This is a genomic window from Hoeflea sp. (genome assembly GCF_984452065.1).
On the sequence record NZ_CFHWAF010000140.1, the window covers coordinates 1 to 12,030 of the forward strand.

The 12,030-nt window shown below is 62.1% G+C and carries 12 protein-coding genes; 8 read left to right on the top strand and 4 right to left on the bottom strand.

What is annotated here, in order from left to right; genetic code table 11:
* Positions 1–253: DoxX family protein (locus tag AC5E6N_RS20095; protein WP_491749478.1), on the bottom strand; the 253-nt coding region annotated here is incomplete at its 3' end.
* Between the two features lie 193 nt (positions 254–446).
* On the opposite strand from AC5E6N_RS20095, the gene AC5E6N_RS20100 reads away from it, so the two are divergent.
* On the top strand, positions 447–1,151 hold the full coding sequence (locus AC5E6N_RS20100; protein WP_491749479.1) for a glutathione binding-like protein: 705 nt from the start codon (positions 447–449) through the stop codon (positions 1,149–1,151).
* A 74-nt stretch (positions 1,152–1,225) separates the two neighbouring features.
* On the opposite strand, the gene groL is transcribed toward AC5E6N_RS20100, so the two are convergent.
* Positions 1,226–2,869 carry a chaperonin GroEL gene (gene groL, locus AC5E6N_RS20105; RefSeq protein ID WP_491749480.1) on the bottom strand — a complete coding sequence of 548 codons (1,644 nt, stop codon included), beginning with the start codon at positions 2,867–2,869 and terminating at the stop codon, positions 1,226–1,228.
* 61 nt (positions 2,870–2,930) lie between these two features.
* The gene (gene groES, locus AC5E6N_RS20110; RefSeq protein WP_491691420.1) at positions 2,931–3,227 is read right to left on the bottom strand and encodes a co-chaperone GroES; all 297 of its coding nucleotides are present in this window, start codon (positions 3,225–3,227) and stop codon (positions 2,931–2,933) included.
* A gap of 303 nt (positions 3,228–3,530) precedes the next feature.
* Between groES and AC5E6N_RS20115 the strand changes: the two genes are divergently transcribed.
* The 6 genes from AC5E6N_RS20115 (at position 3,531) to AC5E6N_RS20140 (ending at position 10,693) form a co-directional block, all read left to right on the top strand.
* Positions 3,531–4,379, top strand: a complete 849-nt coding sequence (locus AC5E6N_RS20115; protein WP_491749481.1) for a TIGR01459 family HAD-type hydrolase — start codon at positions 3,531–3,533, stop codon at positions 4,377–4,379.
* Positions 4,380–4,392: 13 nt separating this feature from the next.
* Complete coding sequence (locus AC5E6N_RS20120) at positions 4,393–5,376, top strand: bifunctional riboflavin kinase/FAD synthetase (protein WP_491749482.1); 984 nt, start codon at positions 4,393–4,395, stop codon at positions 5,374–5,376.
* Positions 5,377–5,382: 6 nt separating this feature from the next.
* On the top strand, positions 5,383–6,093 hold the full coding sequence (locus AC5E6N_RS20125; RefSeq protein WP_491749483.1) for an SDR family NAD(P)-dependent oxidoreductase: 711 nt from the start codon (positions 5,383–5,385) through the stop codon (positions 6,091–6,093).
* Positions 6,090–6,833 (top strand): SDR family NAD(P)-dependent oxidoreductase, encoded by a 744-nt coding sequence (locus tag AC5E6N_RS20130; RefSeq protein ID WP_491749484.1) that lies wholly within the window; start codon positions 6,090–6,092, stop codon positions 6,831–6,833. The genes AC5E6N_RS20125 and AC5E6N_RS20130 overlap by 4 nt, the downstream gene beginning before the upstream one ends.
* A gap of 240 nt (positions 6,834–7,073) precedes the next feature.
* Positions 7,074–9,983: an isoleucine--tRNA ligase gene (gene ileS, locus AC5E6N_RS20135; RefSeq protein ID WP_491749485.1), complete on the top strand. Its 2,910-nt coding sequence runs from the start codon at positions 7,074–7,076 to the stop codon at positions 9,981–9,983.
* Between the two features lie 104 nt (positions 9,984–10,087).
* Positions 10,088–10,693 (top strand): hypothetical protein, encoded by a 606-nt coding sequence (locus AC5E6N_RS20140; RefSeq protein ID WP_491749486.1) that lies wholly within the window; start codon positions 10,088–10,090, stop codon positions 10,691–10,693.
* Between the two features lie 55 nt (positions 10,694–10,748).
* Here AC5E6N_RS20140 and AC5E6N_RS20145 read toward each other — a convergent pair whose 3' ends face one another.
* Positions 10,749–11,195, bottom strand: a complete 447-nt coding sequence (locus AC5E6N_RS20145; RefSeq protein ID WP_491749487.1) for a nucleoside deaminase — start codon at positions 11,193–11,195, stop codon at positions 10,749–10,751.
* Between the two features lie 116 nt (positions 11,196–11,311).
* Here AC5E6N_RS20145 and AC5E6N_RS20150 point away from each other — a divergent pair.
* Positions 11,312–12,030 (top strand): pseudouridine synthase (locus AC5E6N_RS20150; protein WP_491749488.1); only part of this gene is annotated, 719 nt, incomplete at its 3' end.

Genomic DNA, 12,030 nt, shown 5'->3' on the forward strand with positions numbered 1-12,030 from the left:
GCAGCGCCGAGGCGATGCAGAAGAGTGCCAGCAGATAGGCCGCCGGCCGGGTCATGAAGCCGATCAGAATGGCAAGGCCCGCCAACACCTCCAATGCAATGACCAGCCAGACCATCACGGCGGCCATCGGCAGTCCGACGCTTGCGAAATAGGCTGCATTGCCGGTGGGGTCGCCCAGTTTCCCGAGACCCGCCATGACAAAGATAAGGGCCAACAGGATCCGTCCGATAAGGACCGTTGCTGAATGAGACATGATTCCCTCCCGTTTCTGGTGGCTGGAACTATATGGTTCCGGAAGGGCAGGCATAGATGAACAATGTGTGACGCATTGTTCACTGATCAAGAACGCTCTGTGTCGGCGACGGGCTCTACAACTGCCGTACCTGTGTCATATGTTGGAAAAGGCCCGCGCAACGGGCAGACATATCAGGAAGGGATACTCAGGAATGACCGTATTGAACTCGTTTCCGATCACGCAGCGTTGGAAACCGGCAGACGACAAGAAGATTCAGCTTTATTCATTTGCGACGCCGAACGGCGTCAAGATTTCCATCGCTCTGGAGGAGCTTGGACTGCCCTATGAAGCGCATCTCGCGCATATCGGAGAGGATGATCAGAAGACGCCGGAATTCACGTCGTTGAGCCCGAACGGAAAGATCCCCGCCATCATCGACCCGGACGGGCCGGGCGGCGAATCGGTCGGCCTCTTCGAGTCGGGTGCGATCCTCCTCTATCTTGCCGAGAAGACAGGCAGGCTCATTCCCTCGGATCCGGCGGCGCGCCTCGAATGCATCCAGTGGCTGTTCTTCCAGATGGCGAGTGTCGGCCCGATGTTCGGGCAGTTCGGCCATTTCTACAAATTTGCCGCCGACAAGGTGACCGATCCCTATCCCAAGGAGCGCTACAGGGCCGAGACGGCGCGATTGCTGGGTGTCCTCGACGCGCGGCTGTCCGGCCGTCAATGGATCATGGGCGACGAATACACCATCGCCGACATCGCGACCTTCCCCTGGGTCCGCACGGTTCGCGATTTCTACGAGGCCGGAGATGCCGTCGGTCTTGACGGCTTTACCAATGTGACCGGCTGGCTGGAGCGCTGCCTCGAGCGCCCTGCAAGCCAGAAGGGATTGAAGGTGCCCGAACGGCCGTGAACCGGCAGCGCAGGACAGACAAAAAAGGCGGCTCCGAAGGCCGCCTTTTCTCTTTATGTGTGTTTGGGCAGACCTTAGAAGTCCATGCCGCCCATACCGCCCATGCCGCCGCCCGGCATTGCCGGTGCGGCCGCTTCCTTCTGCGGCAGTTCGGCAACCATGGCTTCGGTGGTGACGAGCAGGCCGGCAACCGAGGCAGCATCCTGCAGCGCGGTGCGGACAACCTTGACCGGGTCGACGATACCCATGGCGATCATGTCGCCATATTCGCCGGTCTGGGCGTTGTAACCGTAGGTGTCCTTCTTGCCTTCGAGGATCTTGCCTGCAACGACCGATGCTTCGTCACCGGCATTGGCGACGATCTGGCGAGCCGGAGCCTGGAGAGCGCGGCGCACGATGCTGATGCCGGCTTCCTGGTCTTCGTTTTCGCCCTTGACCGAAAGACCTGCGGATGCGCGCAGCAGCGCCACACCGCCGCCTGCGACGATGCCTTCCTGAACGGCAGCGCGTGTTGCGTTCAGGGCGTCGTCAACGCGGTCTTTCTTCTCTTTCACTTCGACTTCGGTCGCCCCGCCGACGCGGATGACGGCAACACCGCCGGCGAGCTTGGCAAGACGTTCCTGCAGCTTCTCGCGGTCGTAGTCGGACGTGGTTTCCTCGATCTGGGCCTTGATCTGAGCCACGCGGCCCTGGATTTCGCCCTTCTTGCCTGCGCCGTCGACGATGGTCGTGTTTTCCTTCGAGATGGAAACACGCTTGGCGGTGCCGAGCATGTCGAGGGTCACATTCTCGAGCTTGATGCCGACGTCTTCGGAGATGACCTGGCCACCGGTCAGGATGGCGATGTCCTCAAGCATGGCCTTGCGGCGGTCGCCGAAGCCCGGAGCCTTGACGGCAGCGATCTTCAGGCCGCCGCGCAGCTTGTTGACGACGAGCGTGGCGAGCGCCTCGCCTTCGACGTCTTCGGCAATGATGAGCAGGGGCTTGGAGGACTGAACGATGGATTCCAGAACCGGAAGCATGGCCTGCAGGTTCGAAAGTTTCTTTTCGTGCAGCAGGATGTAGCAGTCTTCCAGATCGGCAATCATCTTTTCGGGATTGGTCACGAAGTAGGGCGACAGGTAGCCGCGGTCGAACTGCATGCCTTCGACCACTTCCAGTTCGGATTCTGCGGTCTTGGCTTCTTCGACGGTGATAACGCCTTCATTGCCGACCTTCTGCATGGCTTCGGCAATGTCCTCACCGATAACGGCTTCGCCGTTGGCGGAGATGGTGCCGACCTGTGCGACTTCTTCGGAGGTCTTGATCGGCTTTGCCTTCTTGATGAGATTTGCAACGACTTCGTTGACGGCAAGATCGATACCGCGCTTCAGATCCATCGGGTTCATGCCGGCGGCAACGGCCTTGGCGCCTTCGCGAACGATGGACTGGGCAAGAACGGTTGCTGTCGTGGTGCCGTCGCCGGCTTCGTCATTGGTCTTCGAAGCGACTTCGCGGACCATCTGCGCGCCCATGTTCTCGAACTTGTCTTCCAGTTCGATTTCCTTGGCGACGGTGACGCCGTCCTTGGTGATGCGCGGCGCGCCGAATGACTTGTCGATAACGACGTTGCGGCCTTTCGGGCCGAGTGTCACCTTCACGGCATCGGCCAGGACGTCAACACCACGGAGCATCTTCTCACGTGCGTCGCGGCTGAATTTGACTTCTTTTGCGGACATATTTCCTCACTTCTGGGCAGAACGCCCGAATTCAGTACTGTGATGGTTTGGGGATGGTCGGTTAGCCGATAACGCCCATAATGTCGGATTCCTTCATGATGAGAAGGTCTTCGCCATTGAGCTTGACTTCGGTGCCGGACCACTTGCCGAACAGGATGCGGTCGCCGGCCTTGACGTCCATGGCGATAACCGCGCCGTTATCGTCGCGGGCACCGGAGCCGACGGCGACGACTTCGCCTTCGGACGGCTTTTCCTTGGCCGTGTCGGGAATGATGATACCGCCGGCTGTCTTTTCTTCAGACTCCACGCGGCGCACAACAACGCGGTCGTGCAAAGGACGGAAATTCAATTTTGCCATTGTCTATACCCTCGATCAAATGACACGACCGGACGGTATGTCCGGTCAACGCTATGCTAGCACTCGCCACTATCGAGTGCTAATCGAGGCAGGACATAAATACGGACCTTGGCTGAGTCAAGGAAAATTGCCCAAAATTCGACCCGGAAAGAAACCTCCGCCCGGGGCGCGTCGCTTCCGGTGTTGAAATAGGAAGCCCGAGGCATCGATGCAAGTTCCGTCATTCGCGCCGAATGGGGCTTGTTTTCTTGCCGCCGATGGTCAATGTCTGCGCACAACATCAAGCCTGACATCTGGAATTCCATGCCGGACAGATTAGACCGCCTCGCTCAACTCAACGCCGATTACGACGCCGTCCTGTGTGACGTGTGGGGCGTATTGCACAACGGCGTGGAAACACGGCCCTTCGCCGGAGAGGCGCTCGCCGCGTTTCGCCGGCAGGGCGGCACCGTCGTGCTCATCACAAACTCGCCGCGCCGCCGTCAAACCGTTATCGAGCAGCTCGATCACATCGGCGTGGACCCGGACGCATTCGACCGGATCGTCACCTCCGGCGACGTGACCCGGGCACTTATCGAATCGGCTTCGGAAAAGATCTACTTCATCGGTCCCGACCGGGATTTGCCGCTGCTTGACGGCCTCGGTGTCGAGATATCGGGTCTCGACGAGGCGGGGGCCGTGGTCTGCACGGGCCTTTACGACGATGAAAACGAGACACCGGAAGAATACCGGTCGGTCCTTGCCGATTTCAGGCGCAAGGACCTGCCGTTCATCTGCGCCAATCCGGATCTCATTGTCGAACGCGGCTCGCGGCTCATTCCCTGCGCCGGATCGGTCGCCGCGCTCTATGAGGAAATGGGCGGGCGCACGCTGGTCTCCGGAAAACCGCATGCGCCGATCTATGAAGCCGCCATGAACGCCGCCCGCGACCTCCGCGGGGAGGTCGAAAAGAGCCGTGTTCTGGCCATTGGCGACGGCATGCCCACGGATGTGAAAGGCGCGCGGGATTTCGGGCTCGACCTGCTTTACGTCTCCGATGGCATTCATGCGCGTGACTACACCCGCAATGGCGTGGTCGATGAGGCGGAACTGCAGGATTTCCTGGGCCGGAACAATGCACGGCCGGTTCGCTGGATGCAGCGCCTGAGATAGCGATGGTGGCGGCATGGACCCGATAAGGCGCATCACCTCGCTTGACGACTTTCCGGGCGACCTGCGCGGCTGCGTGGTGGCGATCGGGAATTTCGATGGTGTCCACCGCGGCCATCAGGCGGTTCTGCAGGTCGCGCTCAACGAAGCGCAAAGGCGCTCGGTCCCGGCTGTCATGCTGACGTTCGAACCGCATCCACGCACCTTCTTCAAGCCCGCGGCGCCGGTTTTCCGGCTGACGCCCGCGCCGCTCAAGGCCCGTCTTGCCGGCATTATGGGCTTTGCCTGCGTCGTTGAACTCCCCTTTACCCATGAATTTGCGCAGACGACCGCCGAGAGTTTTGTCGGCGACATGCTGGTGCGTGCGCTCGGCATTTGTCATGTGGTGACCGGCTTCAACTTCCATTTCGGCAAGGCAAGGCAGGGCAGCCCGCAATATCTTGTCGATGCGGCGGCACGCCACGGTTTCGGCGTCACCGTGGTCGAACCGTTCGAGGATGAAAACACGCAGCTTGTCTCGTCAAGCCGCATCCGCGCCTGTCTGGCGGCCGGCGACATAGCGCAGGCGGCCGGCCTGCTCGGCTATCGCTATACGGTCGAATCGCGTGTCCTGAAGGGCAAGCAGCTTGGGCGTACGCTCGGATTTCCGACGGCCAATATGGCTCTGCCCCAGGAAGCCGATCTTTGCACCGGCGTCTACGCCGTCCGGCTCGGCCGGGCCGACGGTTCGGTTCAAGACGCCGTCGCCAGTTTCGGCTACCGCCCCACCGTCGATGAGGACGGCGTACCGCTCCTGGAGAGTTTCCTGCTTGATTTCGACGGTGATCTCTACGATGAAATCTGTTCCGTCAGCTTCTTCGCTCATATAAGGGACGAAGAAAAATTCGACGGTCTCGATCCGTTGATCGAGCAGATGACGCGCGACAGTGAAGCGGCAAGGGCGGTGTTGCGGGACGCCATGGCTTACGGGCCGATCGATCGCGCGATCGCATTCGGATGACGGCTGATGGATGCCCGGCAGACAGCAGTGATTACCGGCGCGACGGGCGGAATCGGCCTGGCGCTGGCGCACCGGTTGCAGCCTGATTTCCGCCTGTTCCTGACGGGACGTAAGGATGCCGATTCCTGCCGCGCGCTTCTGCCGCCGGATGCAGCCTATATCCGATCCGACTTATCGCAGCCCGCCACGGCCGCCGGCGCCATCGCGGAGGCGCTCGGGGAGGCCGGTGTAAAGGCCGTGTCCCGTCTGGTGCTGAACGCCGGAACAGGCGTTTACGCGTCCGTATCTGAAGAAGATGGCGCAGCGATACGCACCACGCTCGACGTCAATCTGGCGGCGCCGGTTCATGTGATCCATCGTCTCGCGCCGCTGCTTCAGGCGGGCAACGGCAAGCTTGTCCTCATCGGCTCGGTCGCTCATCGCGGCTCGGCGAACATGCCCTCCTACGCCGCCTCGAAGGCCGGTCTTGCCGGGCTTGCGCGATCGCTGCGGTCCGAATGGCGGGGCCGCATCGCGGTGCAGATCATCCATCCCGGCCCGACCCGGACCCCGATGCATGAAAAGGCGGGCTACAACCCCGGCCGGCTGGAGCGTCTCTTCTTTTCCGCCGAAGCGATGGCCGACGAGATCGTCCGCGCGATGGAGGCGGACAGGCCGAGCGCGACCGTCATGCTGGCAGCTAGGCTGCGCCGACTGCTGACGGGAAGGGCGGCATGAAGGCGCTCGTCACCGGCGCCGCGGCCGGTCTCGGCCTTGCCCTGACGCAAACGCTGCTGTCGCGCGGCGGCGAGGTCGTGGCCGTCGACCGGACCGCGATGGAGCAGGCCAGGGGTCTCAAACCCCGCGTCTGCGATCTGGCGGACCGCGTTTCGGTTGACCGGCTTTTGCCGCAGATCGGTGAAGACGGTCCTTTCGATCTCGTCGTTCACAATGCCGGCATCAGCGCCACCGGCCGTTTCGAGGAGATCCCGGCCGATGCCTATGACCGGCTTCTGGCCGTCAATCTCGAAGCGCCGATGGTGATGACGGCGTCGATGCTGGAGAGCGGCGCTTTTGCCGCCGGATCGCGTCTTGTCTTCATTTCATCGCTGTCTCACGCAACCGGTTATCCGGGCGGTTCGGTCTACGCCGCCTCCAAGGATGCCCTGGCCATCTATGCCCGCGGCATCAGGAAAGACCTTAAGAAGCGCGGCGTTCACGTCATGACCGTGTTTCCCGGCCCGCTGCGCACGACCCATGCGGAACGCCACGCTCCGCCCGGCGCGGACGGCGAACGCCGGATGGAGCCCGCAACGCTCGCGCGATCGATATTGAAGAGCGCGGACCGCCGCCGCCGCGTGCTTTATCCCGGTCTGCCCGCGAAGGCGGGCCTTTTTGCCGGGACGCTGATGCCCCGGCTGACCACGCGAATGATGCGGCGCATCATCTTCGAAAAGCTCGATCGCACGGTCTACTGAGAAAATCCTTTATTCCAGCTGCCGGCATTGATAGAAGCAAGCCACTATGCTGGCCAAATTCGGTTTCGGAACTGCAATTCGAATTATCGGCCCGGCTTCCTGACTGCCGCATGTGGCGGCCGGTGGGAAGTCCGGGGCTGTTGCTTGCCGCATGCCGCAGCACTCCCAGATGAACTGAAATGACGTCCGTTCCACCCCTTTTGTCCGGGGTCCGACGACACAACAAAGCATGATTGAACGATGACCGAGACGACCGAGAAAATAGACTATTCCAAGACGCTGAACCTGCCGAATACGGAATTTCCGATGCGCGCCGGCCTGCCCAAGAAAGAGCCCGAAATCGTGGCGAGATGGCAGGATATGAACCTTTACAAGCTGATGCGCGAGGAAAGCGGCGGCCGGCCGAAATTCGTTCTGCACGACGGCCCGCCCTATGCGAACGGCAATATCCATATCGGGCATGCGCTCAACAAGATCCTCAAGGACGTCATCACGCGCTCCTTCCAGATGCGCGGCTATGACAGCAATTACGTGCCTGGCTGGGACTGTCACGGTCTTCCCATCGAATGGAAGATCGAGGAACAGTACCGCTCCAGGGGCAGGAACAAGGACGAGGTTCCGGTCAACGAGTTCCGCCGGGAGTGCCGGGAGTTCGCGGCCCACTGGATCGATGTGCAGACCGAGGAATTCAAGCGCCTCGGGATCGAGGGCGATTTCGACAAGCCCTATACGACCATGAATTTCCACGCCGAGGCGCGCATCGCCGGCGAATTGATGAAGATCGCCGCCCTCGGTCAGCTCTACCGCGGCTCGAAACCGGTCATGTGGTCGGTTGTCGAGCGCACGGCGCTGGCCGAAGCGGAGGTCGAATATCACGACTATGAGAGCGATACGATCTGGGTGAAGTTTCCGATTGTTGCCGGCCCCGATGCGTTGATTGGCGCGTCCGTTGTTATCTGGACAACGACTCCCTGGACGATCCCCGGCAACCGCGCGATCTCGTACTCGTCCCGCATTGCCTACGGGCTTTACGAAGTGACGGCCGCAGAAAACGATTTTGGCCCGCAGGCCGGTGAAAGGGTAATCTTCGCCGACAGCCTGGCGCAGGAATCCGCCGACAAGGCCAAGGTGACCATGGAGCGCCTTTGCAATGTCTCCGCGCAGGACTTCGAGGCGATGCATTGCGGCCACCCGCTGGTGGCAATGGGCTATGAGTTTGATGTTCCGCTGCTTGACGGCGAGCATGTGACCGACGACGCCGGCACCGGATTTGTTCACACCGCGCCGGGCCACGGCCGCGAGGACTTTGACGCGTGGATGGACAATGCCCGCGACCTCGAGGCCCGCGGCATCGACATCTCGATCCCGTTTACGGTCGGCGACGACGGCTTCTTTACCGATCACGCGCCGGGTTTCGGACCGGCAAGTGCCGACGGCGCGGCCCGCGTGCTTGACGACAAGGGCAAGAAAGGTGACGCCAACAAGCGTGTGATTGCCGCCTTGATCGAGGCCGACCGCCTCTTCACACGCGGGCGCCTGAAACACACATATCCGCACTCCTGGCGCTCGAAAAAGCCGATCATCTTCCGTAACACGCCGCAATGGTTCGTCCATATGGACAGGCCGTTCGACGACGGCACCACGCTGCGTACGAGGGCGCTCGATGCGATCGACGCGACGCGTTTTGTGCCTACCGCCGGCCAGACCCGCCTGCGCACCATGATCGAGACCCGTCCGGACTGGGTCCTGTCGCGCCAGCGCGCCTGGGGCGTGCCGATTGCCGTTTTTGCCGATGCGGATGGCGAAATCCTCATCGACGAGACCGTGAATGCGCGCATCGTCGATGCCTTCGAGAAGGAGGGCGCCGACGCCTGGTTCGCCGAGGGTGCCAAGGAACGCTTCCTTGAGGGACGAAACGATCAGGACCGCTGGGAACAGGTCGGCGATATTCTCGATGTCTGGTTCGATTCCGGCAGCACGCACACCTTCACCCTGGAAGACCGGGACGACCTCAAATGGCCGGCCGATGTCTATCTGGAAGGATCGGACCAGCATCGCGGCTGGTTCCACTCTTCCCTGCTCGAGAGCTGCGCGACGCGCGGCAGGGCGCCCTACGACACCGTGATCACCCATGGTTTCACCATGGATGAGAAGGGCGAGAAAATGTCGAAATCCAAGGGCAATACCGTCACGCCGCAGGACGTGATGGCCCAGTCCGGCGCCGACATTTTGCGGCTGTGGGCGATGACCACGGACTACTGGGAGGATCAGCGCCTCGGCAAGACCAATATCCAGACCAATATCGACGCCTACCGCAAACTCAGAAACACCATCCGCTGGATGCTCGGCACGCTGTCGCACGATGAAGGCGAAACGGTCGATTACGACGCCATGCCGGAACTGGAACGGCTGATGCTGCACCGGCTTGTCGAACTCGACGATCTGGTGCGCAAGGGCTATGACGACTTCGATTTCAAGCGCATCACCCGGGCGCTGATCGATTTCTCCAATGTCGAACTGTCGGCGTTCTATTTCGATATCCGCAAGGACGCCCTTTATTGCGACGCGCCGTCCAGCGTGCGCCGCAAGGCGGCCCTGCAGGTGGTGCGGACGATCTTCGACAGCCTGTCGTGCTGGCTGGCGCCGATGCTGCCCTTCACCATGGAGGAAGCCTGGCTGCAGCGTCATCCGCAGGCGCGGTCGATCCATCTGGAGCAGTTCCCCGACATTTCCGGGGACTGGCGCGACGATGCGCTCAGCGCCAAGTGGAAGAAGATCAGAACGGTCAGGCGCGTGGTGACCGGGGCGCTGGAGATCGAGCGCCGCGAAAAGCGCATCGGTTCGTCGCTGGAGGCGGCCCCGGTCGTTCACATCACGGATGGCGATTTGCGGGTTGCGCTCGACGGGCGGGATTTTGCCGAAATCTGTATCACCTCGGACATCGCGCTTTCCGCCTCCGAAGGGCCGCGGGACGCGTTCCGGCTCGATGATGTTGCCGGTGTCAGCGTCGTTCCGGCGCTCGCCAAGGGCCGCAAATGCGCGCGATCCTGGCGCATGACGGACGATGTCGGCTCCGACCCTGAATTTCCCGATGTGTCGGCCCGCGACGCCGAGGCGCTGCACGAGTTGAAGCAGTTGGGCCGCCTGTGACACACGGTGAATTGCTGAATCGGGCCAATTGGTTTAAAAGGATTGTCAAGAAATGGCCCGATTTGGCCTGCATGGCAAATCCGGGATTTAACGGGACTTACCGCATGACGAGAGCAGTTGGGTATCGCACAGGATGCGCCGTGGTCGGCGTGCTCGCCGCATCGGTTATCCTCTCAGGCTGCGTAAGCAGCCCCACCTATGGCACGCACAAGACCGCAAATGCGCAGTTGGTGGACGATCTTTCCAATCTCGTGTCGATTGTTCCGCCGAAGAGGCAGAGCGAAGTCGCCTACGCGCCGCGTCCGTCGATCGTCAAGCCGCCGGACGGCGCCACCACCCTGCCGCCGCCGCAGACAAGTCTTGCGTCCAAAGACAATCCGCAATGGCCCGAATCGCCCGAGGAAACGCGCCAGCGTCTGCGCGACGAGGCTGAGGCAAATGCGCGCGGCAACTATCGCTCGCCGCTCGCCAATGGCGGTGACGTCGTCACGCCCGAGCAGCGCGAACAGTTCCGTCAGGCCAAGGCGCTCCAGAAGGGCAATTACGAGGGGCGCCGGTTCCTGAGCGATCCGCCGGTTGCCTATCGCGTGCCGTCCGAGACCGCCCCGACCGATGATCTCGGCGAGCCCGAGTTCAAGAAGGAGCGCCGCCGCAAGAAGGCAGCGCAGAAGGAACAGGGCTGGAAGATCGGAAACCTCTGGCCGTTCTGATCGGCTGTGTTGAATTTCGTGTCTGATCGCCCGGCCATGGCCGGGCGATTGCCATTCAGGGCCGCTTTTGCCTGAAAAACCCGACAAGCAGTTCGGACGCTTCTTTCTCCGCAATGCCGGAATAGACCTCGGGAACGTGATGACACGTCGTCTGATCGAAAAACCTGACACCGTTGACGACGCCGCCGCCCTTGACGTCTTCCGTTCCGAAATAGAGCCGGCGGATACGGGCGAAGGAGATGGCAGCCGCACACATGGTGCACGGCTCAAGCGTGACATAGAGATCGCAGCCCATGAGCCGTTCCTGCCCAAGCGCGGCACTGGCGGACCGGATGGCCTCCATCTCGGCATGCGCCGTGACATCGTTGCGCTCGCGCGTGCGATTGCCGGCCCGGGCGAGAATCGTCCCGTTGCTGACGACGACGGCTCCGACCGGTACTTCACCGCGTTCAGACGCGGCACGCGCTTCTTCAAGCGCTATGTCCATCGGGCTGTTGTTCATGTGACCGGCGGGCCTCCTTTGCTATTAACCCCGGCCCTGCAACCTGTTATGGCTGACCGGGCCGGGCGCTTCCGGTTTGAAGCGCCGGCAGCAAGCCAGAGAAAGGCAAACACCATATGAAGACGGGTGGCAAGCCCCGCCGCAGGGATGCCGGATCGCGCGCGCGGGCCGGTGGCACAGACCGCGGAGAGGCACAGACCCCGGCGCCCGGCGGTCACAGCGAGCCGGGACGAAAGCCGGAGCGCATCGCCAAACTGCTGGCACGGGCCGGCGTGGCGTCCCGGCGTGAGGCCGAGCGAATGATTGTCGAGGGCCGTGTCAGGCTCAATGGCGAGGTTCTGGCGTCTCCCGCGGTGAACGTCACGGCGGACGACCATGTCGAGGTTGACGGCGAGCCGATCCGCGGCATCGAGCGCACACGTCTGTGGCTCTACCACAAGCCCGCCGGCCTGGTGACGACCCACAAGGATCCCGAAGGCCGTCCGACGGTCTTCGAGAACCTGCCTTTCGATCAGCAGCACGTGGTCTCGATCGGGCGGCTGGACATCAACACCGAAGGCCTCTTGCTCCTGACCAATGATGGCGGACTGGCCCGTGAACTGGAATTGCCGGCCACCGGCTGGCTGCGCCGATATCGGGTCCGCGCCCACGGCGCGATCGATCAGGCCGCGCTCGACCGGCTTCAGGACGGCATGGCCGTCGACGGTGTTCTTTACGGCGCGATCGAAGCGACGCTCGACCGCACGCAGGGCTCGAACGTGTGGATCACCATGGGCTTGCGCGAAGGCAAGAACAGGGAAATCAAGAACGTGCTCGGCGTGCTGGGCCTTGAGGT